Raw genomic sequence first — 25034 nt, forward strand, 5'->3', positions numbered from 1 at the left:
CCAGGCGCCGGAGGGTGTCAGCGGTCTCGGGGCCACTCCGCGCTCCCGGGTTCAGGGGGTGACCACGATCCGGCCCCGGGCCGTGCCCTCGGTCAGGTAGCGGAGGGCGTCGGCGGTTTCGGCCAGCGGGAACGCGCGGTCGACGATCGGGGTGAGCGCGCCGGACTCCAGCAGCTCCGCGAGCACCGCCATCGACTCCTTGCGGTCAGGCACGGGCCTGGTCGGTTTCGGCAGCTCCGGCCGGAACATCGACTGGGTCATCAGCCCCACGAACCGCGGCAGGCTGCCGAGCACCCGGCGGCCCTCCGCGCCGTAGTGGTCGTGCCCGATGAGGATGTACGTGCCGCCGGGGGCGAGCGCGCGCCTGCACTCCGCGAACGGTCGGTTGCCCGGGACGTCGAAGATCAGGTCGTAGCGTTCGCCGCGGCGGGTGAAGTCCTCCTGGGTGTAGTCGATCACGTAGTCGGCGCCGAGCTTCCTGACCAGGTCGAGTTTGGCGGTGTGCTCGACCCCCGTCACCGTCGCCCCGCGCGCCTTGGCGATCTGCAGCGCGCACCCGCCCACGCCGCCCGCGGCGCCGTTGACCAGCACGTTCCCCAGCGGGCCCGGCGGCAGGTTGAGCAGCGTGATGAGCCCGGCGGTGGGCACGCAGGCGGCCTGCTCGAAGCTCACGTTCGCGGGTTTCGGCGCCAGGTTGTCTTGGTGTACGGCGACGTATTCGGCGTAGGCGCCGCCGTTCTTCCACTGCATGCTGCGGAGGGTCTCGCCGAACACCTCGTCGCCCGGCCGGAACCTGGTCGCGTGTGGGCCCGCCGACTCGACCACGCCGGCCATGTCGGTGCCCGGGACGGGGTTCTTGGGCCGGCGCAGCCCCGCGCCCATGATCCGGAGCACGTACGGCCGGCCGGTCACGACGTGCCACACGTCGGGGTGCACGGAGGCCGCGCGGACGCGGACCAGCACCTCGTCGTCCTGGACCGCCGGCAGTTCGATGTCGCGTAATCGCAGGCGGCTGGGTGAGCCGTACGCGTCCTGCACGATCGCCTTCATGACGTCATTCTGCGTCCCCGCCCGGCCCGGCGCGTCACTCTCCCGAGGGCGGGCGTTATGTCCGAATTATCGCGACCTTCACCCCAACAGCAGAAAAGTTTCATGTCAGAGGGGATTGTAGAAAACATTTTCCAAGGCTATCTTCACGATCAACTTGTGGTTCTGAGGTGACCCCCCACCCACTTCCGAGAGGTGTTTCATGCCCACCGGAAAGCCCACCCGCCCCATCGTCGTAGCCCTCTTAGTAGCGCTCGCCCCCGCGCTGTTCCCGCAGGCCGCAGCGGCCGGCAGCACCGCGCTGGCATCCCACAAGAGCCCCTTCAACTGCGGAAAGACCTTCTACGCCAACAACTGGAGCCCCGGCCACAACCCGTCCGGCTCCATCGACTGGCAGACCTACGGCGGCGACGCCATCAACGGCGAAACCGTCCGCGCCACCGCCGCCGGCACCGCGTACTTCTACAACGCCGGCAGCACCAGCTACGGCAAGTGGGTCGAGATCCGTCACGGCGACGGCACCCGGACCCGCTACGCCCACCTCGCCACGACGGTGCGGGCGGCCGGCTCCTCCATGAGCGTCAGCCAAGGCACCGCCATCGGCACCGTCGGCTCGACCGGCGGCTCCACCGCTCCCCACCTGCACTACGAGCAGCGCACCTCCAGCGGCGCCATGGACACCAGCCCGACCGTCGACGGCGTCACCATCTCCCTCGGCCAGAAGAAGGCCGTCACGAGCACCAACTCCTGTGGCGGCGGCAGCGCCAACCCGTACACCCCCACGGAGGTCTGCGGCAGCGGCTACTCCGTCATCAACTCGCAACCCCTCACCGGCGGCCGCGTCTACCTGCTCTACAACAGCGGCAACCGCAACAACTGCGTCGTCACCATGAAGACGTCGAACGTCGGCACCAAGACGGCGATGTCGGCCTTCCTCGAACCGCAGGGGTCGAACAGGACGACCGACTCCGGCAGCTACGGCTACTACGCCGGCCCGGTGCGCCGCTCCGCCCCCGCCACCTGCGTCAAGTGGGGCGGCTCCATCGGCAGCAGCTCCTACACCAGCCCCTTCCAGCACTGCGGCTGACCGCACCCGCACGTCCGCCTGCGAACGAAGGCCTCCGTTCGCAGGCGGCGTCATCTCTGGTCCCGGCATCCCCTCAGACCCACCGGCGCCGGAGAAGACTGGAACCGCGGCCTGCGATCCACCGAGCGGACGCCCCACGGCGACCTGGCCGCGTACGTGGTCCACCTGCCGTCCGTCCGCATCCGGTTCCCCGGCCACCCCGGTCACCACCTGGACCCTCCCCGCCACCGGCAGCGACCACCTGCCGGTCGCCGCCCGCATCAAGCTCTGATCGGTCGTACGCACCCCGAGCTTGAGAAACGGGCGCCGAACCGACGGACATACCAGCGATATACCGCTCCTGCGTAGATTTCCGCGGGCACCGACTCCGAGTCAACAAATCCAGTTACGTCTCGGATTCGGCCATCGAACGACGCCGCCTGACGGCGTTTCCCGCGGAAGGAATGACATGCGCAAAGGCATACGCCTGTCCAGCCTTACTGTCGTGGCCACGATGGCCCTCGGCACTCTGGCCATAACTCCGGCTCCGGCCTCGGCAGCCCCGGACTTCCAGCTCCCCTTCCCCTGCGGGCAGAAGTGGCGGCTGAACACCTGGGCCCACGGCCCTGCCCTGGACATGGTGAAGGAACCCCAGTCGCAGACCGAGGGAGCGACGCTGGTGGCCCCCGCCTCCGGCACGGTGAACAAGTCCTTCTACCACTCCAATGCCGGCAACGTGATCCAGATCAACCACGGCGGCGGCCATTTCACCACCTACATCCACCTGAAGTCCCGCTCGGTCAAGGTGGGCGCCAAGGTCTCCCGCGGGCAGACCATCGGACGGGTCGGGCACACCGGGCCGACCTCCAACGGCAGCCCGCACCTGCACTACGAGCAGGGGTACGACAAGAACAAGGACGGCTCCGCCTCCTGGGGCACGAAGAACTCCGAGCGGGTCACCGCCAAGTTCGACGGCAAGGCGTACGGCCCGGCCTCGGGCAAGGAGTGGCGCAACGTCAAGAGCAACAACTGCAGCGAGCCCGAGACACCGCCGAAGCCGGTGGTCCGGTCCGGGGCCGACTTCAACCGCGACGGCATCGGCGACCTCTTCGCCACCGGCACCGGCACTCTGTACATCTGGAACGGCAAGGGCGGCAACAAGTTCACCCCCGCCATCCGGATCGGCTCGGGCTGGGCCACCTACAGCCGGCCGATCGGCGGCGACTTCAACGGCGACGGCATCGCCGACCTCGCCGCCGTCAACGCCGGCAAACTCCACATCTGGAACGGCAAAGGCAACAACAAGTTCACCTCCCCCATCGTGACCGGGCCGGGCTGGACAAAGTACGCCTCGACCCTCGCCTCTCTGGGCGACGTGAACGGCGACGGTCACACCGACATCGCCGCCGTCGGTGACGGCGTCCTCTACGTCTGGAACGGCAAGGGCGGCAACAAGTTCACCCCCGCCATCCGGATCGGCTCGGGCTGGAGCAACTACAGCCGGCCGATCGGCGGCGACTTCAACGGCGACGGCATCGCCGACCTCGCCGCCGTCAACGCCGGCAAACTCCACATCTGGAACGGCAAAGGCAACAACAAGTTCGCCCCCGCCATAGAGACCGGCCCGGGCTGGACCGAGTACGCCAGGACCCTCATGTCCGTGGGTGACGTGAACAAGGACGGCAAGGCCGACATCGCCGCCATCAACAAGAACGGCGAGCTCCACGTCTGGAACGGCAAGGGCGGCAACAAGTTCACCCCCGCCATCCGGATCGGCCCCGGCTGGAACCCCCACCTTCCCGGCTGACGCGTCAGTCGAGGACGTGGGCGTGCAGGGCGCGCAGCACCGCGTTCGTACGGTCGCGCGCCCCGAGCTTGAGCAGCACGGTCGAGACGTGGTTCTTGACCGTGCCCTCCGCCAGGAACAGCGCCTGCGCGATCTCGCGGTTGCTGTAGCCCTCCGCGACCAGCCGGAGCACCTCCAGTTCGCGCTCGGTGAGCTGCTGGATCACCGGCAGGTCGGGCTCCCCGGGAGGCCGGCGGCGGTGGACCGCGCGCAGCAGCCGGTCGGTGATCGACGGCGAGATGAGCGTCCCGCCGCCCGCGAGCACGCGGATGGCCTTGGTCAGCCGTTCCAGCGTGACGTCCTTCAGCAGGTAGCCGCCCGCGCCCGCGCGCATCGCGTCCAGGACGAGGGTGTCGCTGTCGAACGTGGTCAGCACGAGCACCGCCGGCGGCTCCCCGTCCCGTTCGCGCAGCGCCTCCAGCGTCCAGAGGCCGTCGTGGCGGGGCATGCGCAGGTCGAGCAAGACGACGTCGGGGTCGTGCTCCTCGATCGCGGCCAGCGCCGCCATGCCGTCGTCGGCCTCCCCCACCACCTCGATGTCGTCGGTCAGGTCGAGCAGGCTGCGGATGCCCTGCCTGACCAGCGTCTGGTCGTCGACCACGATCACCCGGATCATCTGGCGGGCACCGTCGCCGTCACGCGGAACCCGTCGCTGCCGTCGAACCGCACGTCGCCGCCGATCGCCTCGACGCGTTCGAGCAGGCCGCGCAGGCCGTTGCCGAGCGTCAGCCGCGGGCTGCCGCGCCCGTCGTCCGCGGAGGTGAGCGTGACGCCCTGGCCGGGCGTGTTCTCGATGCTGATCCGCAGCGAGGTCGCGCCGGCGTGCCTGATGGTGTTGGTGACGATCTCCTGTACGGCGCGGATCAGGGTCATGGTCACCTCTTCGCAGGGTCGTACGTCGTCGCCGATGCTCAGGCTGACGTCGAGGCCGGGGATGTCCCGTACCACCGCGCTCAGGGAGGCCCGCAGGTCAGGCGCGTCGGCGCGGAGCTGGCCGACGGTGGTGCGCACGTCGCGCAGCAGGTCGCGCGCCACCCCGTCGGCGCGTTCGACATGAGTACGGGCGGCCTGGCCGTCGCGGTGCTTGGCCACCTCCAGCTCCAGGGTGAGGGCGGTGAGCCGGTGGCCGATGAGGTCGTGCAGTTCGCGGGCGATGCGCAGGCGTTCGTGCGCGCGGGCGGAGTCGGCCAGGATGACGCTCGCGGCTCGCAGCTCCACGTGCGCCTCGGCCAGCTCGCGGCGGAGGCGCTGCTCCCGGATCATGGCCAGCGAGCTGAGCAGCGCCGCCGCCTGGATCAGCAGGTACAGCAGCGCGCCGAGACCGGCCGCGGCGAGGGTGGCGCCGCCGAGGCCCGCGGTCGCGGCGACGACGGCCGTGTTGAGCGCGATCACCACCGGGCCCGTCCACCGGGGCGCGACGTAGGCGCTCAGGGTCGAGGTGAAGACCAGCAGGATCGGCAGCCAGCCCGCCCCCGGCGCGGTCAGGACCGTCAGCCAGCCCAGCACGACCGCCGCGGCGTAGCAGGCCCACGCCGCCTTCGGCCGCCGGTCCGCCCAGAGCACGGCGGCCAGGCAGGCGACCAGCAGGCCCGCGAACAGGACGCTCCACACGGGCAGCGGCACCCGGGTCTCGGTCGCGCCGAGCAGCGTCGGGGTCCCCACCGCCACGCAGACCAGCAGCATGGCCAGACCCGACCAGGTCTCCGGGTCGATCCGCCGCATACCGCCACTCTAACGACGTATCCGGGCAGGCTCGGGTGCCGAAAGTCATGGGTGTCTTCGCTGACCATCGGCACAGGCGCCGCGCCCCCGTCGCTTTCTAGCGTCACAGGCATGCCATCACCTCCCGCGGTCCACGCGGAACGACTGCACAAGCGCTACCGGACCACGGTCGCCGTCGAGGACATCAGCCTGACGGTCGACCCCGGCGAGATCTTCGGCGTGCTCGGCCGCAACGGCGCGGGCAAGACGACCACCGTCGAGCTGATCGCCGGGCTCCGGCGGCCCGACCGCGGCACCGCCCGCGTGCTCGGCCTGGACGTCCGGCGCGACCGGGCCAGGCTGCGCCAGGTCCTCGGCGTCCAGTTGCAGGACGCCACCCTGCACTCGGCGCTCACCGTCACCGAGCTGGTCCGCCTGTACGCGTCCTTCTACCCCGGCCCCGTCCCGGCGGACGAGCTGATCGAGTCGGTCGGCCTGACCGGCTCCGCCCGGACCCGCTTCGAGAACCTGTCCGGCGGCCAGCAGCAGCGCCTGTCGATCGCGCTGGCCCTCGTCGGACGGCCCCGGGTGGTGATCCTCGACGAGCTGACCACCGGGCTCGACCCGGAGGCGCGCCGCCACATGTGGGCCACCGTCGAGGGGCTGCGCGACTCCGGCGTGACGATCCTGCTCGTCAGCCACGCGATGGAAGAGGTCGAGCGGCTCTGCGACCGGGTGGCGCTGCTCGACGCCGGGCGGATCGTGGCCCTCGACACCCCCGCGGGGCTGGTCAAGCGGGCCGGGTTCGCCCAGCGGGTGACGTTCCGCGCGGCCTCTCCCGTACCGGACGGGCTGCTGGAGGGGCTGGACGAGGTCGAGCGCGTGCGGGCGGACGGCGACCTCGTCGCCGTCGAGGGCCACGGGGAACTGCTCCAGGCCGTCAGCGTCGCTCTCGTACGGGCCGGCGTCGTCGCCACCGAGACCCGCAGCGAACAGGCCGGGCTGGAGGACGCGTTCGTCGCGCTCACCGGACACCGGCCGGAACCGGAGAACTCATGACCACCGTGTACCGCCCCGGCCCGCGGGCCTTCGGGCAGATGCTGATCTGCGAGCTCAAGATGGTCGTCCGCGACACCGCCGGGCTGGTCGTGCCGGTCGGACTGCCGATGCTGATCCTGGTGATGAACGCCTCGTCGGCGGGCACGCAGGTCGTCGGGAACGGCCGGACGGCGCTGGACGTGTTCGTGCTGCCGCTGGTGTTCACGCTGGTGGTGGCCACCACCGGGATCGTGAACATGCCGAGCTTCCTGGCCTACTACCGGCGGGCGGGCATTCTGCGGCGGCTCGGCGTGACGCCCGCCTCGCCGCTGATGGTGCTGGTCGCCCAGGCCGCCGTGGGGATCGCGCAGATCGCCGTGGGCGTCGCGGCGGCCTGGGTCCTGGCCGTGGCGCTCTTCGGGGCCAACCCGCCGGCCCGGGTGGGCGTGACGCTCGGCGTGCTGGCGCTGGCGGTCGCCGCCATGTACGCGGTCGGCCTGATCGTCGCGGCCCTCGCGCCCACCCCGAACTCGGCCGTCGCGATCGGCCTGACCGCCTTCTTCCTGATCGGAGCCACCGGCGGCATGTTCGGCGGCCTGCACAACCTGCCCCCGGTCATCGCCACGGTCGGGCAGTGGCTCCCGTTCGGCGCCTCCGTCCAGGCCCTGTCGGCCGCCTGGCTCGGGACGGCCGTCGAGGCCACCCACCTGATCAGCCTCGCCGTCAGCACGGTGCTCGGCACGGTCGTCGCCGCGGTGTTCTTCCGCTGGGACTAGCCGGGTCAGGTGGCCGGGGTGATGCGGAGAAGCCCGATCGCGTTCTTGGTGAGGGGAAGCATCCGCTTGAACTCCGCAGGGCGATCCATCCGGAAGATGGCATTACGGGCGAACTCGGTGGTGCCGTTGTAGTTGTAGTTGTTGTTGGTCGCGTCGACCAGCCAGCTCTCCACCCGGATCCGGCTCGTGCTGAACAGGCTCCTGGGCAGGTTGCGGATCACCAGCTTCGCGTCGTACGTCCTGGTGCCGAGTTCCGCCTGGTAGTTCCAGTACATGAGCGTGAGCTGGCCGGAGTCGACGTGCGCGATCGCGCCGATGCCCAGGCCGTTCGTGGCCGAGCCGTCGGGGGTGATCGTGGTGGCGACCCGCTCGCCGTTGTCGTAGGCGTCCTTCAGCATGCCCTGCATGACGACGACGTGCCCGAACGGCAGGCGGACGCCGTCCTTGCCCTCGACGAACATGTCCTTGCGCAGGTTCTCGCCGTGGTGCACGACCCAGTGGAAAGGCCGGTTCATGCCGCTCTCGATGTAGTAGCGGCCGAGCGCGGCGACGCCGCAGGCCTGCACGAGCTGGTCGTGCGCGAGGTCCTGCGCGGGCGTGCGTCCCCCGGTCTCGCCGGTCTCCGCGCCGCCGTAGATGCCGTACTCGGTGACGTACGGGGGCAGATACTGGTTCAGCCCCGCCTCGCGCAGCAGGGTCCGCAGGGTGGTCCGGTGGGTCAGCGCCTGCCGCGGATTGTCCCGGTTCTTGTGGTAGAGCTGCACCGACAGGAAGTCCAGCCGCTTCCTGGCGTCGGTGTCGGCCGCGTACAGCTTGAGGAACTCCGCCAGCCAGGCCTCCGGCAGGTTCGAGGTGGTGGGCCCGCCGTAGGTCAGCGGCACGGCGGGCTTCATCCTGTCGTTGACCGCCTGCACGGCGCGGTATCCGGCGGCGTAGAAGGGATAGAACTCCTTCGGCGTCATGGCCGTCTTGTCGGGGTGGCCGCCGACGATGCCGAGGTTGGGCTCGATCCACGGCATCACGGAGTCGATCTTCGGATAGCGGGCCTTGTGGTCGAGGAGCGTGTCGTACATGAGCTTCTCCCACAGCTGCGGGGTCTTGCGCATGCTCGTCGAGGAGACGAAGTTCAGCAGCAGCCGGTTGGCGTACGACGCGGCCTGGTCGATGTACGGGTAGTTGCGCGCGAAGTCGTACGCGCCGGTGTCCGGGTCGAAGAAGTTCTCGGCCCTGACGACCACTCTCGCCCATCGGACGTTGAAGTCCTCCCGGAGCTGCCGGAGCGTCGAGGCGGGCAGCAGGCCCTTGGAGAAGTACCAGTTCGGATGGGTGTGGTTGACGTACCAGCCGGGGTTGAAGAACGTGCCCTGGCGCTTGGACGCGTCCACCACGATGGTCGCCGCGGCGGCGTGGGCCGGCCCGGCCAGCCCCGGCACCAGCCCGGCCGCGGCGGACGCGCCCACCACACCCAGCAACCGTCTACGGTCAATTCCGCTCATTCATCCGCCCGTCTCGCCGGTCGTCCGTTTGGGCACAGGACCTTAGAGATCGGCGGTATGTCGCGAGTATGCCGGAAGCCGCCTGGCCGCCTGATCAACCTCGCCGTCGCCGCGGTGTTCTTCCGCTGGGACTGACCTCCCCGCCCGTAGCCGGCCCACCGCAACGCGGCGATGGAGACGCCGACCCCGATCGTGGCCATGCCGGACAAGGAGGCGATCATCGCCAGGACGAGCTCACCGTCGGGATCGCCGATCCCGATGGGTCTCGTTTCGGTCCAGGCCATCGTCGCCCAGCCCTGGCTCGCGACGAGCACGCCGAACGCGGCCGTCACCGCCCCCAGAACGTAGCCGGGCGGACGGTTCCGCATCCGCCGGAGGAGCACGATCCCGATCAACAGCGCGAGCGGGACGAGGAGGAACTGGGTGGATTCCCTGCCCTCCGCGCCACATTGACGCCACAAGGGGTTGTCATGACGCCTGAATGGCGTCACAGTGGCGTCATGGATCTCGCGCCCTATGTCGATCACCTCCGCCGCGAGCTGGCGGTCGCCGCAGCGGCGGGCGGCGAGGAAGCGCGCGCGGTAGGCGAACGTCTCGCCGCCACGCTCGACTCCGCCGCCCGGCTCGCCCTGCTGGAAGCCCTGTCCGCCGCCGCCGACGAGATCACCCGCGACCTCGCGCCGGGCTCCGTCGAGGTGCGCCTGCGGGGCCGCGACCCCGGCTTCGTGGTGACGCCGCCGCCGGTCGAGCCGTCGTACGAGGACGAGACCAGGCCCGCCCCGCCACCGCCGCCGGACCCCGACGAGGGCGGCACGGCCCGGATCTCGCTCCGCGTTCCCGAGCACCTCAAGCCGCGCATCGAGGAGGCCGCCGCCCGCGACGGGCTGTCGGTCAACGCCTGGCTGGTCCGCGCCGTCTCGGCCGCGCTCGACCCCGGCGAGCCGGCCCGCCGCCGGTCCGGCAACCGCTACAGCGGCTGGGTGCGCTGATGACCATCCACGTAGAGGGGACCACGATGCCCGCTTTCCACACCCCCGAGCCGATCGTGGCCGTCATCGACATGGCGGTCGCCACCGTGAGAATCACCGCCGCAGACCGCGCCGACACGGTGGTCGAGGTGCGCCCGAGCGACGAGCGGAACGAGGCCGACGTGCGGGCCGCCCAGCGGGCCGGGATCGAGCACGGCGACGGCAGGCTCCTGGTCCGCGACGACCAGGAGTCCGGCCTGGACCTGTCGCTCGGCAGGCTCGTGGAGTCGCCCGCCGACTGGGCCCGCACGCTGCTGCTCGGCCAGGGCGGCTCGGTCGAGCTGACCATCGGCCTGCCCGCGGGCTCCCGCCTCGACGTCAAGCGGGCGGCGGGCCTGCGCTGTGAAGGACCGCTCGGCGAGGTCACGTACGCCACCTCGTACGGCGACATCCGGCTCGAACAGGCCGGCCGAATCCGCCTGAAGACCACGTACGGCGACATCTCGGTCAGCCGCGCGGCCGGGCACGCCGAGATCACCACGAGTCACGGCGACATCCGCGTCGGCGAGATCGACGGCACGGCGGTGGTCAGGAACTCGCACGGCGAGATCCACCTCCGCGAGGTCACCGGCGAGCTGCGGCTGAACATGGCCTACGGCGACGCCACCGTCGACCGCGCGCTGGCCGGGGTGGCCGCCAAGACGGCGTACGGGAACGTACGGATCGGCGAGGCGGTCCGCGGCGCGGTCGTCTTGGAGACCACCGGCGGCGGGCTGGAGCTCGGCATCCGCGACGGCAGCGCCGCCTGGCTGGACCTGAGCTCGAAGTACGGATCCGTGGACGTCGGCCTCGACTCCGCCGACGGCCCCGGCCCGTCCGCCGACGTGGTCAAGGTGCGGGCGCACACCCAGTACGGCGACATCGGCGTACACCGTTCACAGCGAGGAGAGATTCATGCCTGACGCGATCGTGGCCGAGGGCCTGGTCAAGACGTACGGGGAGGTCGTCGCCCTCGACGGGATGGACCTGGCCGTCCCGGAGGGCACGGTGCTCGGGCTGCTCGGCCCGAACGGCGCGGGCAAGACCACCACCGTGCGGATCCTGACCACCCTGCTGACACCGGACGCCGGGCGCGCCACCGTGGCCGGGCTCGACGTCGTCCGCGACGCAGCCCGGTTACGCGCCCGGATCGGCGTCTCCGGCCAGTACGCCGCCGTCGACGACCACCTCACCGGCCTGGAGAACCTGGAGATGATCGGCCGCCTCCACCACCTGGGCGCCGGGCGCAGCCGGGCACGCGCCCGCGAACTGCTGGAACGCTTCGGCCTGACGGACGCCGCCGGCCGCCCGGCGCAGGGGTACTCGGGAGGCATGCGGAGACGGCTCGACCTGGCCGGCGCGCTGGTCGCGGCCCCGCCGGTGCTGTTCCTCGACGAACCCACCACCGGCCTCGACCCGCGCGCCAGGGCGGGCCTGTGGGACGTCATCGCCGAACTCGTCGGGACGGGCACGACCGTGCTGCTCACCACCCAGTACCTGGAGGAGGCCGACCGGCTGGCCGACCGCATCGCGGTGGTCGACCACGGCCGCGTGATCGCGCTCGGCACCGCCGACGAGCTGAAGAGCCAGGTCGGCGGCGACCGGATCGAGCTGTCGGTGACCAGCGCGGAGGACCTGGCCTCCGCCGTCCGGGTGCTGGCCCCGCTGTCCACCGGCGAGCCTCGGCGCGACGCCCTGCGGCTGACCATCCCGGTCGCGGGCGGCGCGTCCGCGCTGACCGAGGCGCTCGTCCGGCTGGCCGCCGAACAGATCACCGTCCGCGACGCGGGGCTGCGCCGGCCGACCCTGGACGACGTGTTCCTCGCCCTCACCGCCAAGGAGCCCGCATCATGACCGCCCTGCCCTTAGCCGACGGCCTCACCATCGCCAGGCGCAACGCCCTCAAGATCCGGCGGGCGCCCGACCTGCTGGGCGGCGTCGTCATGCTTCCCATCGTGCTCGTGCTGCTGTTCACGTACGTGTTCGGCAGCATGATCAGCCTGCCCGGCATGTCGTACGCCGAGTATCTGCTCCCCGGCGTCTTCGTCATGACGATCGTCTCCAGCGGCCAGATCACCGGCTACACCCTGACCCAGGACCTGCAGAAAGGCATCTTCGACCGCTTCCGCACCCTGCCGATGTCACCCTCGGCCGTGCTCACCGGCCAGACCGTCGCCGACGTCATCATGAACGTCACCAGCATCGTCACCATGACGCTGGTCGGGCTGCTCGTCGGCTGGCGCATCCACACGCCGCCGTGGGAGGCGGCCCTCGGGTTCGTCATGCTGCTGCTGTTCGCGTACGCCTTCTCCTGGGTGACGGCGGCCGTCGCGCTTTCCCTCCGTACGCCCGAGTCCTTCAACAACGTGGCCACGATCATGACGTTCCCGCTGGTCTTCCTGTCCAACGCGTTCGTCGACCCCGCCCGGCTGCCCGCCCCGCTGAAGCCGATCGCCGAATGGAACCCGGTCTCCACCCTCGTCCAGGCCTCCCGCGACCTCTTCGGCAACACCAGCGCCGCCATGCCCCCGCCCACCGCCTGGCCACTCCGCCACGCGGTCCCGGTATCGCTCCTCTGGTCGCTCCTGCTCCTGGCGGTCTTCGTCCCGCTGGCCACCCGCCTGTATAGAAGAGCCGTCAGCCGCTGAACTGAACGAGAAAGTCTCCCGGTCCCCGCTCTGTCCGGCGGCCCCCACCTCGGTGTCAGGCCCCCTGTGACTCACGGAGCCGCTCGCCGACTCCCACCCGCTCATCCGCCGTCTCGCCCCCGGCCAGGTCGACGACCTGCTGGTGCTGCACGCCGGTTTGCTGGCGAGAACAGCCGTGCGGGCCGGACCGTCGGTGGACCGCCGCCTGCTGGACCGGATGCCGGCCCTCGCCCGGGCTGCACTCCGCCGGCTCCAGGAGCGATGGTGACCTCACCGCTGTCGCGTCACCCCGCGAGCCCGGCCAGGAGGTCGTCGAGCCCTGTCAGGACGGCTTCCAGGGTGAGACCCCGCTCCTCGCCCATCCGGTAGGACAGCAGGTTCGCGGCCAGCGGGGCGAGCAGGGCGTCGGCCAGGTAGGACGTGTCGCGGCCCGGCTTGACCTCGGCGATCAGGATGGCCAGGTGGCGGTGGTAGGCGTGGTAGGCCCCGCCGAAGCGGGCGAACGGCCCGGCGGTCTCCGCCACGAGCAGCAGGTCGAGCTGGTCCACGGTCCGTGCGGCGAGCGCGTGCAGGAAGGCGCGGATCCGTTCGGCGGCGGGCGCGCCGGGGCCGAGCGGTGGCGGCCCGCTCAGGTATGCCGCCTGGAACTCCCGTTCGCGCCGGTCGATGAGCGCGTGGGCGAGGCCTGACCGGTCGCCGAAGCGGCGGTAGAGCGTGCCGACGCCGACGCCCGCCGCGGCTGCCACGTCGGCCATGGACAGCGCCTCCACGCCGTGGGTGGCCACGATCTCCTCCGCGGCGGCGAGGATCTTCGCCCGGTTGCGTGCGGCGTCCGCACGCTCGTCACCCCGACGGGCCGAGGGGCTCTGGCTCACGGCCTTCACCTTATCCAGCTTGCTATCCGGAATCGGTTCCGTTTTACTCATAACCGGAACAGATTCCGGATAGTGAAGGCGGACATCATGCTCGACGGACAGGTGGCGCTCGTCACCGGAGGCAGCCGCGGCATCGGCGCGGCGATCGCACGCCGGCTGGCGGCCGAAGGCGCGGACGTCGCGATCACCTACCACCGGGCCGCCGAGCGGGCGAACGCCGTGGTGGCGGAGATCAAGGCGGCGGGCGCTCGCGGGCTCGCCATCCCGGCGGAGGCAACCGACGCCGCGGCGCTGACCCAGGCGGTGGAACTCACCGTCTCCACGCTCGGAAGGCTGGACATCCTGGTCAACAACGCGGGCATCGCCCCCTACGGGCCGCTCGAGGACGTCACCCTGGCGGACGTGGACAGGACGCTCGCCATCCACACCCGGGCGTCGTTCGTGCTCGCCCAGGCCGCCGCCCGGCACCTGACGGAGGGCGGGCGCATCGTCAACATCGGCAGCAGCCTGGCCGAGCGGGTGACCTCACCGGGCTGGACGCTCTATTCGACGAGCAAGTCCGCGCTCATCGGGCTCACCAAGGGGCTGGCCCGCGACCTCGGCCCCCGCGGCATCACCGCCAACCTCGTCCATCCCGGCTCGACCGACACCGAGATGAACCCGGCCGACGGGCCGGACGCCGCGGCCGAACGCGCCCACACCGCGCTGGACCGCTACTGCGACCCCGACGACATCGCCGCCACCGTGGCGCATCTGGCGGGGCCGGGGGCGCGCAACATCACCGGGACGTCCATCACCGTGGACGCCGGCACGACGGCCTGACCGCGATGGCCTGGCTGCTGCTGGTCTGCGCCGCCCTGCTGGAGATCGTGTGGGCGGTGGCGCTCGACCGGTCGGAGGGATTCACCCGGCCCGGCCCCGCGGCGCTCGGCATAACCGCCGCGGTGCTCAGCTTCGTCCTGCTCACCTTCGCCCTGCGAGCCCTCCCGCTGGGCACCGCGTACGCCGTGTGGGTGGGGCTGGGAACCCTCGGCGTCGCGCTCGTCGGCATCCTCGCCCTCGGCGAGAGCGCGTCCGTGCCCCGGCTGACCTGCCTCACCCTGATCCTCCTCGGAGTGGCCGGGCTCAAGCTGCTCGAAAGCTAACCGTGTGAGAGCTTCTCCCGCACCTGCCCGGCCTCGGCCCGGCGGTGCTGGGAGTCGTAGAGGGCCAGCGCGTCCTGCCACGCGGTCCTCGCCTCGGCGGTGTTGCCGAGGGCGTGGTGGGCGTCGCCCAGGGCCACCAGGGTGTCGGCGCTCTGGAAGGCGTTGCCGGTGCCCTTGCGCAGGTCGAGGCAGTGGCCGTAGTACTCCAGAGCTCGTTCGTACGCGCCCTGGAGGAAGGCGAGCTTGCCGAGGCTGTCGAGGGTGGCGGCCTCGCCGGCGCAGTCGTGGTGGCGGCGGAACAGCGTGAGGGCCTGCTCGCAGGCCTCGCGCGCCGCCTCGTACTCGCCGAGTTGCAGGCGGATCCAGCCGACGGCGCTGAGGGCGTTGGCCTCCCAGACGGTGTCGCCCGCCTCGCGCTGGAGGCGCAGCGCCGTCCGCGCGTGGCAGAGCCCGCGCCGCGGCTGTCCGCGGACGCTCCACACCCAGCCGATCGTGTGGTGGACCTGGGCCAGCCGGGACCGGTCCTGCTCCTTCTCGAAGAGCTCCAGCGCCCGGTCGAGGTGGGTGGTCGCCTCGTCCAGGTGGCCGGCTGCCGCGTGGGCGTAGCCGGTGTGCCAGTGGACGACGGCGGAGGTGTGCGGGTCGTCCAGCCGGTCCGCCGCCGCCATCGCGATCTTCCAGCAGGCGAGCCGTTCCCGGGTGTACGAACGACGCACCAGGAAGGTGTTCAGGCCCCAGGCGAGCTGCCAGGCCACCGCGTCCAAGCCCAGCTCGGCGGCCAGATGCTGGGCGGCGAGCAGACACGGCAGCTCGGTCTCGAACCAGGCCAGCGCGGCGGAGGCGTCCGCGAAGCCCGGGATCTCCCTGTGCCGGGGAGGGGCGGGGATCCCGGGGCGGTGCGGGAAGAGCGCGCGGTCCGCGGTGAAAGCCAGCGCTGTGTACGTTTCGAGCAGGCGGACGAGGGCCTGCCGGCGCGTCTCCCCGGGCAGGTCGGCCTCGGCGCGTTCGGCGGCGTAGAGCCGGACCAGGTCGTGCGTCCAGTAGCGGCCGGGAGAGAGCTGCCGGACCAGGTTGGCCGTCTCCAGCACGCCGATCAGGGCGCGGGTCTCGGCGGGCGGTAGCCCGGCGAGCGCCGCCGCGGCGGGCAGGCCGATCTCGGGTCCCGGGGCCGTGCCGAGCAGGAGGAAGAGGCGTCCGGCGGCTTCGTCCAGCGCCGCGTACGAGGAGTCGAACACGGCGCGCAGGCCCGCGCCCGGATCGCCGGTCTGCAGGGCGTCGAGCCGGGTGGCCGGGTCGCGCAGCTCCTGCGCGAGGACGGCCAGCGGGAAGTCCGCGTGCGCGCTGGCGCGGGCGGCCAGCACCGCCAGCGCGAGGGGCAGGCCGTGGCTGTGCTCCAGCAGTACGGCGACGGAGGCCGGATCGGCGGCCAGCGTCTCCGGGCCGACATGGTGGGACAGCATGCGGCGGGCCTCCTCGTCGGAGAAGGCGCCGACCTCCAGCAGCCGGGCGGAGTGGGTGGCGTGCAGGCTCACGAGCCGGTTGCGGCTGGTCACCAGCACCGTGCAGCCCGGGCGGCCGGGGATGAGCGGCGTCACCTGGGCGCTGTCCCTGGCGTTGTCCAGGACGACGAGCAACCGGCGGTCCGCCAGCACGGACCGGTACAGCGCGGCCTGCGCCTCCTGCTCCTCGGGGACGACCGTCGGCGGCACGCCCAGGGCTCCCAGGAAGTGGCGGAGCGCGGTGCCCGGCGGCACCGGTTCCTCCGGGTCGTCGAAGCCGCGGAGGTTCACGTACAGCTGACCGTCGGGGTAGCGGTCGCGGCGGGTGTGGGCCCAGTGGAGGGCGAGCCAGGTCTTGCCGATGCCGCCCGGCCCGCTGATCACGGCGATGCCGACGCCGTCCCCGCCGAGTTGCCGGTCCAGCTCGCGCAGCTCGGCGTTCCTGTTGGTGAACGAGGCGGGCGCGGCGGGGAGCTGGCTGGGCACGGGCAGGTACGTCTCGGGGCGCTGGGGGGACGCCTCGGCCTTGATGATCCACTGCTGCAGTCGCTGGAGCTCGCTGGTGGGCTCCAGGCCCAGCTCGTCCACCAGCCGGTCACGGAACCGCCGGTACACCTCCAGGGCCTCGCTGCGCCGTCCGCTCCCGTACAGCGCCCTCATGAGCCGGCCGTGGAGGCGTTCCCGGAACGGGGCCTCGCGGGTCAGTGCGCGGGCCTCCGTGACGACCTCGGTGCTCCTGCCCAGGGACAGCAGCACGCCCAGCCGTTCCTCCAGCGCGTCGAGCCTCAGCCCGTCCAGCCAGTCGGCCTGCGCCTCGGCGAACGAGCCGGTGACCCCGGCGAGCGGCGCTCCCTGCCACCAGCTCAGCGCCTCGTCATAGCGGGCGAGCGCCTCCTCTGTGTGGCCCGCCTCGCGGGCCAGCGACACCTGGGACTGGAAGCAGGCGACGTCGAGCCGGGCGGCGCCGAGCTTCAGGACGTAGCCCGGCCGCTGGGTCTCGATGACGTCGGCGCCCAGTGCGGCGCAGGCCCGGCGCACCTCGGAGACGAGCATCCTGACCCTGGAGGCGGAGCCGCTGGGCAACGGGTCGCCCCAGATCGCCTCCGCCAGCCGCTGTGTCGAGACCACCCGGCCGGCGTGCAGCAGCAGGGCCGCGAGCAGGGCGCCCTGCTTGCCGGAGAAGGTGACCCGCTCGTCCTCCGCCTCCAGCTGGACAGGGCCGAGAAGGCGGAACCGCAGCGCCGGCGCGGTAGCGTCCCCCATCAGCGGCTCTCTCACCTCCTGACTTCCGCACGAGTGTAGGGCGGACAGGTCGGAAAGATCATGACATCGCCCGGACCGGGACGGGTCAGGGCTCTGACTCGTGCGCAAAACAGACGGAAAACAGGCACGTCATCCCTAGGCTCGGCCGAAAATGCGTGAACGAGATCTCTGCTTCACGCGAGGCACTCGAAAGGATCGGCCGCATGAAGATTGCTGTGAGGCGCATCTCGCTGGGACTGTCGACCGCCGTCGCCGCCACGTCCCTGGCCCTCGTCCTCGCTCCGGCGCCTGCCATGGCGATAACGCCCATCAAGTACTACCCGTACACCGTCCAAGGCGGGCAGCAGTGCCTCGCCGACGCCAAGGCCGGCGGGCCGGACTACTTCTGCGCCTCGCGTGTCTACAAGGGCACGGGCAACTACATCCTCATGCGGGCCTAGCTCGTGAATACGGCCGGGAGCGTTCCCCGCTCCCGGCCACGTGTCTTAGGCTGGGCTTATATAAGCGGTAGCTGAATGACACGGGAGGCCGAGGTGACGGTGACCGAAGTGCTGGCCGAACTGGCCGCACTCGAAGACCCGAAGGTACGCGCGATCAACGAGCGGCACGGCGACGACCACGGAGTGAACCTCGGCAAGCTGCGCGCGCTCGCCAAGCGGCTGAAGACCCAGCAGGAACTCTCGTACCAGCTCTGGAAGACCGGCGACACCGCGGCGAGGCTGCTGGCCCTCCTGATCTGCCGCCCGAAGGCGTTCGAGCGCGACGAGCTGGACGCCATGATGCGCGAGGCCCGCCGGCCCAAGGTGCACGACTGGCTCGTCAACTACGTGGTGAAGAAGAGCCCGCACGCCGAGGAGCTGCGCCAGGCCTGGTTCGCCGACCCGGACCCGGTGGTCGCGAGCGCCGGCTGGGCGCTGACGGCCGACCGCGTGACCAAGCGGCCCGAAGGACTCGACCTCGCCGGGCTGCTCGACATCATCGAGGCGGAGATGAAGGACGCCCCGGACCGCCTGCAGTGGGCGATGAACAGCTGCCTGGCCCAGATCGGCATCGACCACCCCGAGCACCGGGCCCGCGCCGTCGACATCGGCGAGCGCCTCGAAGTGCTCAAGGACTACCCCACCTCGCCGGGCTGCACGTCCCCGTACGCGCCCATCTGGATCGGCGAGATGGTGCGCCGGCAGCAGGACCAGGCGTCCTGATCACCTCGCCACAGGGCGAGGTTCTAACTCGTGCGCAAAACAGGCGGAAAATATGCGCGTCATCCTTAGGCTCGGACCGAAATCACGTGGAGAGAGCCACCGGAATCACGGCTCCACACCCGAAAGGATTCGCGCATGAAGGTTGCCATCAGGCGTATCTCGCTGGGCCTGTCGACCGCCCTCGCGGCCACTGCCATGGCCGCCGTCCTCGCTCCGGCACCGGCCTCCGCGGAGGTCGTCGTCAGATGGTTCCCGTACACGACGGCGGGCGCGAAGGCGTGCAACAGCGCCGCCAACTCCGCGGGTCCCGAGTACTACTGCACCACGATCACGTTCTCCAGCGGCACGAAGGTGTACGGCCTCGCCAGGCCGTCCTAGGAACGGCTGAGTCCGGCCGGGAGCGCCCCGCGTTCCCGGCCGGAGGCATCTCGGCGTCAGAACGGAGAGGGGCGGGAAACCCGGTGGCGAGTTAACCTGCGGTCTATGACCTTGGAGGGGTTACGCGACGGGGATCCACGCCAGGCCGGGCCGTACACGCTGCTGGGGCGGCTGGGTCAAGGCGGGATGGGGGTCGTCTACCTGGGTCAGGGGCCGGACGGGGCGCGGGTGGCCGTCAAGCTCATCCACGACAGCGTGAGCGCGGACGCCGGGTTCCGCCGCCGGTTCGCCCGCGAGGTCGCCGCCGCCCGGCGGGTCGCCCGTTTCTGCACGGCTCCGGTGCTGGACGCCGACGTCGAGGGGGAGCCGGCCTACCTGGTCACCGAGTACGTCGAGGGGCCGGACCTCGGCGAGGTGGTGCGCCGGTCGGGGCCGCTGAAGGGGTCGGCGCTGGACGGGCTGGCGGCGTCGATGGCGGTGGCGCTGCGGGCCATCCACGGGGCCGGGGTGGTGCACCGCGATCTGAAACCGGGCAACGTGCTGCTGTCCCAGACGGGGCCGAAGGTCATCGACTTCGGCATCGCGCGCCTCACCGACGCGGAGATGAGCAGCGCGATCGTGGGGACGCCCGCGTACATGTCTCCCGAGCAGGTGTCGGGGTCGATGGTGGGGCCCGCGTCGGACATCTTCTCGTGGGGCTCGACGGTGGCGTTCGCCGCGGCCGGGGTGTCGCCGTTCGGTGACGGGCCGGTGCCGGTGATCCTGCTCCGCATCATCAACGATCCCCCGGTCCTGCACGGGCTCTCCGGCCAGTTGCGCGACCTGGTCGCGGCCGCGCTGTCCAAGAGGCCCGCCGACCGCCCCACCGCTCAGGAGCTGCTGGACCACCTCAGCTCGTCCGTACCGTCGCCCGCTCCCGCGGAGCCGCCGCCCAGGAACGCGCCGGCGGAGGTCCTGGTCGGGACGACGGAGCCCGGGGCCGACCGCCCGACCGGGGACGGCGAGGCCGGGCGCGGCCGGCGGCGCGCGTGGGTGGCCGGGACGGCCGCCGTGGTGGTGGCGGTGGCCGGGGTGGGGGCGGCGCTGGCGTGGCAGGGGCGGATGTCCCCCGCCGGCGTCCGTGAACCGGCCGTCTCCGGTACGGGGGTCGCGGCGTCCGCGGCCGAGGGCACGGCCGCTCCGGCCGCGGGCAACCCGCTGCGGGTCAGAGGGGATGTACGGTTCTACGCCCCGCCCGAGCCCGCGGCCAGCCGCCAGGCGAAACTCTGGGCCAAGGACCGGCCGCGGAACGCCGAGCTGATGGAGAAGCTGGCCGCCGTCCCCTACGCCATACGCCTCTCCCGGACCGAGGCCCGCGCCGACGTGGAAAGCGCGATCACCGCCGCCGAGCAGGAGGACGAGGTGCCCGTGTTCCTGGTCAACCACCTGCCGGGCAGCGGGTGCCAGCAGGCCACCGCCAAGGAGTTCGACCAGTACCACGAGTGGGTCCACGGCATCGCCGCCCAGATCGGCGGCGCGCCGGCCGTCGTCATCCTGGAGCCCGGCGCCCTGTCCCGGCTGCCAGGCCAGCCGAACTGCGACCCGGAGGGCTCCGCCGAACAGCGTTACGACCACCTGCGCCGGGCCGTCCAGAGCCTCAAGTCGAATCCGAACACCGCCGTCTACCTCGACGGCAGCCAGGACCCGTGGCCGGGCGCCAAGGTCATGGCCGACCGCCTGATCGGCGCGGACGTCGGCCGGGCGGACGGCTTCTTCATCAACACGGCCGGCTTCCAGCGCACCGACAAGGCGGTCGCCTACGGCAAGAAGGTGTCGGCCTGCATCGCCGTCCGGCTCTCCGGCGGCCGCGAGGACTGCCCCGCGGACGTGCGCGCGGACCCGGCCGCCATGCCGCACTTCGTGGTCGACACCGCCAGGAACGGCCAGGGTGCCTGGGTTCCGGCCAAGCACTACTCCGACCCGCAGGTCTGGTGCAACCCGCCCGGCAGGGGCGTCGGCGACCGGCCGACCACGGCGACGGGCGAGGAACTGGTGGACGCCTACCTGTGGATCGCGCGGGCGGGCACGTCCGGAGGCCGGTGCCGGCGCGGCACGGACGGCGAGAAGGACCCGGAGCGCGGCGTCGTGTCGCCGAAGGCGGGCGAGTGGTGGCCCGAACTGGCCCTCGAACGGGCGCGGCTGGCCAACCCGCCGCTGCGGTGAACCGTCCCTGTCGTTCTCCTGAAGGAGTGCTGGTGGATTTCCGCATCATGGGGCCGCTGGAGGTTCGCGGCCCCGACGGCGAGGACCGCACTCCGACCGTGCCGAAGCATCGCGAGCTGCTGGCGCTGTTCCTGCTCAACCCGGGAAGGCCGCTGACGGCCGGGCGGCTGCGCAACCTGCTGTGGCCGCGCGAGGGCGGCGACCGGTCCGACTCCCTGATCCGCGGGTACGTGGGGCAGCTCCGGCGGCTCATCGGGCAGGCGGCGATCACGACCGTGTCCGGCGCGTACCAGCTGAACCTGGGCGACGGCCACCTGGACGTCGACCGGTTCCGGCTGCTGGTGGGACGGGGCGCGTACGCGGAGGCGCTGGCCCTGTGGCGCGGCGAGGCCCTGGAGGACGTGGACCCCGAGGGCGAGCGGTGGGCGCAGACCCGGCGGCTCCGCGAGGAGCTGGAGGAGCTGCGGCTGCTGGCGCTGGAGCGCCGGGTGCAGGCCGACCTGGACGCCGGGCGGCACCGGGAGCTGCTGGCCGAGCTGCGGCAGCTGACCAGGCAGCACCCGACGTGGCAGCGCTTCCGCGGCCAGTACATGCTGGCGCTGTACCGCAGTGGCCGCCGGGTGGACGCGCTCGCCTCGTACGCGGTCCTGCGCGATCAGCTCGACGGCGGGCACGCCATCGAGCCGGACCCGGAGCTGCAACTCCTCTACCACCGGATGCTGCACGACGACGCGTCGCTGCACGTGTCGGCCGGGCCGCCGGTGCTGCTGCCGCCCGACGTGGCCGACTTCACCGGCCGGGATGAGCTGCTGAAGGAGGTGAGCGGCGGGCTCGTCGTGGTGCACGGGCAGGCGGGGGCGGGCAAGTCGGCGCTGGCCGTGCGCGCGGCCTGGCTGCGGCGTGCCGACTTCCCCGACGGCATCCTCTACGCGGACCTGCGCGAGACCACCGCACCGGCGGCCGTTCTGGAGGACTTCCTGCGCTGGCTCGGCTGCCCGGGCCGGGCGGTCCCGGCCGCGCCGGAGCAGCGGGAGCGGCTGTTCCGCACCTACGCGGCCAACCGGCGGCTGCTGGTGGTGCTGGACAACGCCCTGGGGGAGTCGCAGGTACGGCCTCTGCTGAGTTCCTGCCCGACCGTCGTCACCAGCCGTTCCCCGCTGGGTGGGCTGCCCGGCGCGAAGCGGCTGCCGGTGGGCGTCCTGAACGCCGAGGAGGCGCTGGAGCTGCTGGTCAAGAGCTCCGGCCGGGCGGCGGACGACGCCCTACGGCGGCTCACCCGCTTCTGCGGCGGCCTGCCGATCGCCTTGCGCATCGCGGGCTCCAGGCTGGCGGCCCGGCCCGAGTGGACCGCCCACTACCTGGTGAGCCTGCTGGAGGACGAGCACCAGCGGCTCGACCGGCTGCACGCGGGCGACCTGACCGTGCGCAGCGTGTTCGCCGTCGGCTTCGACGGGCTGCCGGAGGCGGCGAAGCTGACCCTGCGCGGGCTCGGCGCGCTTTCCGCGCCCGACTTCGCCGACTGGGTGACCGAACTGCTCGGCGGGCAGGCGGAGGCGCTGGTGGACGCGGGGCTGCTGGAGACGCACGGCGTGGACGCGGCGGGCCAGGTCCGCTACCGGCTGCACGACCTGACCCGGCTGTTCGCGCGGGAGCAGCCGGTGCCCGGCGCGCTGGCCAAGCTGGCGGACACGGCGCTGTCGCGGGTGCGGGCGTCGCGGTTCCCGCTGGTGTCCGGCGATCCGGCCACGACCGTGGTGACCAGGGACATCAGGGAGTCGGTCGAGTGGCTGGCGGCCGAACGGGCGTTCCTGGTGAGCCTGGTCGCCGACCTGAGCGCCGCCGGGCTGGACGACGCCTGCTGGCGGCTGGCCCACCTGCTCGCGCCCTACCTGGAGCGGCACCTGTACCTGGACGACTGGCGAGCCTTGACCGGGTTCGCGATGGAGGCGGCAAGGCGGGCGGGCGACCCGCTGGGTGAGGCGCTCATCCTGCTCGACCAGGGCGACCTGCACCTGGCCGAGCGGGACTGGCCGGAAGCGGAGAAACGGCTCCTGCTGGCGCTGGAGATGTTCCGGAGCCGGGGACGCGCCCGCGAGGTCGCGCACGCCACGCGCCGGCTCGGCCGCGTCCACCTGGAGCTGGGCCGCCTCGACGAGGCGGAGCGGGCGCTGCTGGCCTGCGTGGAAAGCGCGGAGAACCAGCGCGACGCCGCCGACGCCGAACAGGTGCTCGGCCTCATGCTGCGCCGCGCGGGCCGGCTGGACGAGGCCGCCGGACGGCTGCGGGCCGCCGTCAACCGCCTGGCCGAGCTCGGCGACCGGCACCGGCAGGCCGACACGCTGCTGGAACTCTCGGCCGTACACCTGGCGCAGGGCGCGAAACCGGACGCGCGCGCCGCCGCCGAACAGGCTCGGGGCATCGCCGTCCGGCTCGGCGACCGGCTGCTCGACGCGCACGCGCTGCTCGCCCTGGCCAAGGTCAACCGGGCCGAGGGCGCGACCGTACGCTCGCGCGAGCTGGCCCGGGCGGCGCTGGAGATCTTCGAGGAGACCGGCGACCGCCAGGGCACGGCGAACACCCGCTCCCTGCTGGCTCTCCTCTGAACGTCAGGCGGAGAGGAGGAGCACCGCCAGGTACGCCGGCACACCGATCAGCACGGTCACCCACCCTGTGGTGAGGGAGATGCCGAGGCCCCGCTTGCACGGATCCGCCGAGTCTTGTCTCCGGGAAGCGGCTGTCCCGCCAGCCGTTGTTCACGGGCTTTCGGGGAGGCGGATCACTTCGATGTCGGGGTCGTCGAGCAGGGCTTCGATGAGGGCCGGGGGACCGGCGACCTTGGTGGCCCAGAGGTCGAAGTCGGTGCAGAAGACCCAGGAGCGGTCCTCGGCCCAGAGGTTGGACGGGCTGAAGTCGGTCTCGGGAGTGTCGTACAGGGCCTCGGCGTCGCGGAGGCGGCCCGCGCGCACGTGGAGCGTGTCGTACCCGCCGAGCATGATCTGGCTGTAGTAGGCCAGGCAGGGGGTGTCCGGGCCCGCGGGGCTGTGCTCGGTGAGGATGGCGATCAGCCGGTTCCAGCTCTCACGGTCCAGGCTGCCTTCCGTGGGCGGAATGATGCCCAGCGGCCAGCTGCCGTTCTTCTTGATCGAGGGAAAGCACCGGAAGCAGGGCAGCACGCCGTCGGGCACGATGGGGTCGCCGGTCCGGCGGGAGAGCTCCGCCCAGCGCAGGCGCCGCCAACCCGGGCCGGGATGCTCGGCGCGGCCCAGGTCGCCTCCCGTGACGACGCCCACCTCCTCGAAGTCGATGCCCCCGATGATGTCGGGCTGGATGCTTCCGTCTCGCAGCCCGGCCTGGCGGTCCTCGTGGTACGACACCTCGGCCGGGCCCTGTTCGTGCTCGTACATCGCGTTGAGCACCCAGGCCGCGTCCGGCTGCGGGGGCGGCAGGAACCCGGTGAGGCCGTCGCCGCACAGGTCGAGCAGCCAGCCGGTCGTACTGGGCGGTGCCAGTGGCCACAGGTCCAGGATCGTCATGGCTTCCTGCCGACGCTGCCTCCCAGCTCGTCCACCCGGGCCGGGTGCGGAACCGAAACGTCTATGGTGGGTAAATCGCCGTCGAGGGGGTTTTTCGGCTCTTCGTTCACTGGGACGCCTCCAGAGCTCTCGGATTCGGCTTGATCTTATCGACTCAGAGCACCGCGAAATGGTCACGCCGCCTCTTGTAGGGTCGCTGCCGGGCCCGTCATCCAGGCCCAATGCCGCTAAGTTAGCGATCTTGCGAAGGTCGGGGCGGGTGCGCTGCACCGGGTGGTTGTGGGCGGTAGGTTTCGGCGGTGGCTGGAGCGC

The 25034-nt window shown here is 71.9% G+C and carries 23 protein-coding genes; 15 read left to right on the forward strand and 8 right to left on the reverse strand.

Annotated elements, in window-relative coordinates; translation table 11 throughout:
* Positions 1–51: 51 nt before the first annotated feature.
* The gene (locus AB0J42_RS29890; RefSeq protein WP_364300236.1) at positions 52–1050 is read right to left on the reverse strand and encodes an NAD(P)-dependent alcohol dehydrogenase; all 999 of its coding nucleotides are present in this window, start codon (positions 1048–1050) and stop codon (positions 52–54) included.
* Positions 1051–1249: 199 nt separating this feature from the next.
* Between AB0J42_RS29890 and AB0J42_RS29895 the strand changes: the two genes are divergently transcribed.
* Both AB0J42_RS29895 and AB0J42_RS29900 read left to right on the forward strand, forming a co-directional pair.
* A complete protein-coding gene (locus tag AB0J42_RS29895) occupies positions 1250–2134 on the forward strand; it encodes a M23 family metallopeptidase (RefSeq protein WP_364300238.1) in 885 nt (294 codons plus the stop codon).
* A gap of 493 nt (positions 2135–2627) precedes the next feature.
* Entirely contained in the window at positions 2628–3920 is a 1293-nt protein-coding gene (locus tag AB0J42_RS29900; RefSeq protein WP_364300280.1) for an FG-GAP-like repeat-containing protein, read from the forward strand.
* 4 nt (positions 3921–3924) lie between these two features.
* On the opposite strand, the gene AB0J42_RS29905 is transcribed toward AB0J42_RS29900, so the two are convergent.
* Both AB0J42_RS29905 and AB0J42_RS29910 read right to left on the reverse strand, forming a co-directional pair.
* A complete protein-coding gene (locus tag AB0J42_RS29905; RefSeq protein WP_364300240.1) occupies positions 3925–4575 on the reverse strand; it encodes a response regulator transcription factor in 651 nt (216 codons plus the stop codon).
* Positions 4572–5681: a histidine kinase gene (locus AB0J42_RS29910; RefSeq protein WP_364300242.1), complete on the reverse strand. Its 1110-nt coding sequence runs from the start codon at positions 5679–5681 to the stop codon at positions 4572–4574. Before AB0J42_RS29910 ends, AB0J42_RS29905 begins: the two co-directional genes overlap by 4 nt.
* Positions 5682–5792: 111 nt before the next feature.
* Here AB0J42_RS29910 and AB0J42_RS29915 point away from each other — a divergent pair, with 111 nt between their 5' ends.
* Positions 5793–6719 (forward strand): ABC transporter ATP-binding protein, encoded by a 927-nt coding sequence (locus tag AB0J42_RS29915; RefSeq protein WP_364300244.1) that lies wholly within the window; start codon positions 5793–5795, stop codon positions 6717–6719.
* The gene (locus AB0J42_RS29920) at positions 6716–7474 is read left to right on the forward strand and encodes an ABC transporter permease (protein ID WP_364300246.1); all 759 of its coding nucleotides are present in this window, start codon (positions 6716–6718) and stop codon (positions 7472–7474) included. Before AB0J42_RS29915 ends, AB0J42_RS29920 begins: the two co-directional genes overlap by 4 nt.
* Positions 7475–7479: 5 nt before the next feature.
* Here AB0J42_RS29920 and AB0J42_RS29925 read toward each other — a convergent pair whose 3' ends face one another.
* Entirely contained in the window at positions 7480–8970 is a 1491-nt protein-coding gene (locus AB0J42_RS29925; RefSeq protein ID WP_364300248.1) for a hypothetical protein, read from the reverse strand.
* Complete coding sequence (locus AB0J42_RS29930; RefSeq protein WP_364300250.1) at positions 8967–9497, reverse strand: hypothetical protein; 531 nt, start codon at positions 9495–9497, stop codon at positions 8967–8969. Before AB0J42_RS29930 ends, AB0J42_RS29925 begins: the two co-directional genes overlap by 4 nt.
* On the opposite strand from AB0J42_RS29930, the gene AB0J42_RS29935 reads away from it, so the two are divergent.
* From AB0J42_RS29935 to AB0J42_RS29950, 4 genes are read left to right on the forward strand one after another with little or no spacing between them, the layout of a single operon-like run.
* A complete protein-coding gene (locus tag AB0J42_RS29935; RefSeq protein ID WP_364300252.1) occupies positions 9471–9959 on the forward strand; it encodes a toxin-antitoxin system HicB family antitoxin in 489 nt (162 codons plus the stop codon). The genes AB0J42_RS29930 and AB0J42_RS29935 overlap by 27 nt on opposite strands.
* Positions 9959–10900, forward strand: coding sequence for a DUF4097 family beta strand repeat-containing protein (locus tag AB0J42_RS29940; protein ID WP_364300254.1), 942 nt, complete (start codon positions 9959–9961; stop codon positions 10898–10900). The genes AB0J42_RS29935 and AB0J42_RS29940 overlap by 1 nt, the downstream gene beginning before the upstream one ends.
* A complete protein-coding gene (locus AB0J42_RS29945) occupies positions 10893–11831 on the forward strand; it encodes an ATP-binding cassette domain-containing protein (RefSeq protein WP_364300256.1) in 939 nt (312 codons plus the stop codon). Before AB0J42_RS29940 ends, AB0J42_RS29945 begins: the two co-directional genes overlap by 8 nt.
* Positions 11828–12625, forward strand: a complete 798-nt coding sequence (locus AB0J42_RS29950; RefSeq protein ID WP_364300258.1) for an ABC transporter permease — start codon at positions 11828–11830, stop codon at positions 12623–12625. Before AB0J42_RS29945 ends, AB0J42_RS29950 begins: the two co-directional genes overlap by 4 nt.
* 284 nt (positions 12626–12909) lie before the next feature.
* On the opposite strand, the gene AB0J42_RS29955 is transcribed toward AB0J42_RS29950, so the two are convergent.
* Positions 12910–13500, reverse strand: coding sequence for a TetR family transcriptional regulator (locus tag AB0J42_RS29955; RefSeq protein ID WP_364300260.1), 591 nt, complete (start codon positions 13498–13500; stop codon positions 12910–12912).
* An 87-nt stretch (positions 13501–13587) separates the two neighbouring features.
* Between AB0J42_RS29955 and AB0J42_RS29960 the strand changes: the two genes are divergently transcribed.
* On the forward strand, positions 13588–14322 hold the full coding sequence (locus tag AB0J42_RS29960; protein ID WP_364300262.1) for an SDR family oxidoreductase: 735 nt from the start codon (positions 13588–13590) through the stop codon (positions 14320–14322).
* Between the two features lie 5 nt (positions 14323–14327).
* A complete protein-coding gene (locus AB0J42_RS29965) occupies positions 14328–14645 on the forward strand; it encodes a multidrug efflux SMR transporter (RefSeq protein WP_364300264.1) in 318 nt (105 codons plus the stop codon).
* Here AB0J42_RS29965 and AB0J42_RS29970 read toward each other — a convergent pair.
* A complete protein-coding gene (locus AB0J42_RS29970) occupies positions 14642–17407 on the reverse strand; it encodes a BTAD domain-containing putative transcriptional regulator (protein WP_364300266.1) in 2766 nt (921 codons plus the stop codon). The two genes, AB0J42_RS29965 and AB0J42_RS29970, sit on opposite strands and share 4 nt — an antisense overlap.
* A 203-nt stretch (positions 17408–17610) precedes the next feature.
* Here AB0J42_RS29970 and AB0J42_RS29975 point away from each other — a divergent pair, with 203 nt between their 5' ends.
* From AB0J42_RS29975 to AB0J42_RS29995, 5 genes are all read left to right on the forward strand, one after another.
* Positions 17611–17847, forward strand: a complete 237-nt coding sequence (locus AB0J42_RS29975) for a hypothetical protein (RefSeq protein WP_364300268.1) — start codon at positions 17611–17613, stop codon at positions 17845–17847.
* A gap of 75 nt (positions 17848–17922) precedes the next feature.
* Positions 17923–18609 (forward strand): DNA alkylation repair protein, encoded by a 687-nt coding sequence (locus AB0J42_RS29980; protein WP_364300270.1) that lies wholly within the window; start codon positions 17923–17925, stop codon positions 18607–18609.
* A 135-nt stretch (positions 18610–18744) separates the two neighbouring features.
* On the forward strand, positions 18745–18987 hold the full coding sequence (locus AB0J42_RS29985; protein ID WP_364300272.1) for a hypothetical protein: 243 nt from the start codon (positions 18745–18747) through the stop codon (positions 18985–18987).
* A gap of 105 nt (positions 18988–19092) precedes the next feature.
* Positions 19093–21189 (forward strand): glycoside hydrolase family 6 protein, encoded by a 2097-nt coding sequence (locus AB0J42_RS29990; RefSeq protein ID WP_364300274.1) that lies wholly within the window; start codon positions 19093–19095, stop codon positions 21187–21189.
* A 32-nt stretch (positions 21190–21221) separates the two neighbouring features.
* On the forward strand, positions 21222–23792 hold the full coding sequence (locus tag AB0J42_RS29995; protein ID WP_364300276.1) for a BTAD domain-containing putative transcriptional regulator: 2571 nt from the start codon (positions 21222–21224) through the stop codon (positions 23790–23792).
* Positions 23793–23942: 150 nt separating this feature from the next.
* On the opposite strand, the gene AB0J42_RS30000 is transcribed toward AB0J42_RS29995, so the two are convergent.
* Positions 23943–24722, reverse strand: a complete 780-nt coding sequence (locus tag AB0J42_RS30000) for a hypothetical protein (protein WP_364300278.1) — start codon at positions 24720–24722, stop codon at positions 23943–23945.
* Positions 24723–25034: the final 312 nt, after the last annotated feature.

Source organism: Nonomuraea sp. NPDC049649 (assembly GCF_040675175.1).
Taxonomy (GTDB): Bacteria; Actinomycetota; Actinomycetes; order Streptosporangiales; family Streptosporangiaceae; genus Nonomuraea.

Excerpts from the sequence above, each read along its gene's own strand:
- AB0J42_RS29985 (WP_364300272.1), top strand. The coding sequence starts at position 18,745 with ATGAAGGTTGCCATCAGGCGTATCTCGCTGGGCCTGTCGACCGCCCTC.
- AB0J42_RS29965 (WP_364300264.1), top strand. The coding sequence starts at position 14,328 with ATGGCCTGGCTGCTGCTGGTCTGCGCCGCCCTGCTGGAGATCGTGTGG.
- AB0J42_RS29920 (WP_364300246.1), top strand. The coding sequence starts at position 6,716 with ATGACCACCGTGTACCGCCCCGGCCCGCGGGCCTTCGGGCAGATGCTG.
- AB0J42_RS29925 (WP_364300248.1), bottom strand. The coding sequence starts at position 8,970 with ATGAGCGGAATTGACCGTAGACGGTTGCTGGGTGTGGTGGGCGCGTCC.
- AB0J42_RS29935 (WP_364300252.1), top strand. The coding sequence starts at position 9,471 with ATGGATCTCGCGCCCTATGTCGATCACCTCCGCCGCGAGCTGGCGGTC.
- AB0J42_RS29895 (WP_364300238.1), top strand. The coding sequence starts at position 1,250 with ATGCCCACCGGAAAGCCCACCCGCCCCATCGTCGTAGCCCTCTTAGTA.
- AB0J42_RS29900 (WP_364300280.1), top strand. The coding sequence starts at position 2,628 with ATGGCCCTCGGCACTCTGGCCATAACTCCGGCTCCGGCCTCGGCAGCC.
- AB0J42_RS29970 (WP_364300266.1), bottom strand. The coding sequence starts at position 17,407 with ATGGGGGACGCTACCGCGCCGGCGCTGCGGTTCCGCCTTCTCGGCCCT.
- AB0J42_RS29940 (WP_364300254.1), top strand. The coding sequence starts at position 9,959 with ATGACCATCCACGTAGAGGGGACCACGATGCCCGCTTTCCACACCCCC.
- AB0J42_RS29950 (WP_364300258.1), top strand. The coding sequence starts at position 11,828 with ATGACCGCCCTGCCCTTAGCCGACGGCCTCACCATCGCCAGGCGCAAC.
- AB0J42_RS29910 (WP_364300242.1), bottom strand. The coding sequence starts at position 5,681 with ATGCGGCGGATCGACCCGGAGACCTGGTCGGGTCTGGCCATGCTGCTG.
- AB0J42_RS30000 (WP_364300278.1), bottom strand. The coding sequence starts at position 24,722 with ATGACGATCCTGGACCTGTGGCCACTGGCACCGCCCAGTACGACCGGC.
- AB0J42_RS29915 (WP_364300244.1), top strand. The coding sequence starts at position 5,793 with ATGCCATCACCTCCCGCGGTCCACGCGGAACGACTGCACAAGCGCTAC.
- AB0J42_RS29960 (WP_364300262.1), top strand. The coding sequence starts at position 13,588 with ATGCTCGACGGACAGGTGGCGCTCGTCACCGGAGGCAGCCGCGGCATC.
- AB0J42_RS29890 (WP_364300236.1), bottom strand. The coding sequence starts at position 1,050 with ATGAAGGCGATCGTGCAGGACGCGTACGGCTCACCCAGCCGCCTGCGA.
- AB0J42_RS29975 (WP_364300268.1), top strand. The coding sequence starts at position 17,611 with ATGAAGATTGCTGTGAGGCGCATCTCGCTGGGACTGTCGACCGCCGTC.
- AB0J42_RS29905 (WP_364300240.1), bottom strand. The coding sequence starts at position 4,575 with ATGATCCGGGTGATCGTGGTCGACGACCAGACGCTGGTCAGGCAGGGC.
- AB0J42_RS29990 (WP_364300274.1), top strand. The coding sequence starts at position 19,093 with ATGACCTTGGAGGGGTTACGCGACGGGGATCCACGCCAGGCCGGGCCG.
- AB0J42_RS29980 (WP_364300270.1), top strand. The coding sequence starts at position 17,923 with ATGACACGGGAGGCCGAGGTGACGGTGACCGAAGTGCTGGCCGAACTG.
- AB0J42_RS29945 (WP_364300256.1), top strand. The coding sequence starts at position 10,893 with ATGCCTGACGCGATCGTGGCCGAGGGCCTGGTCAAGACGTACGGGGAG.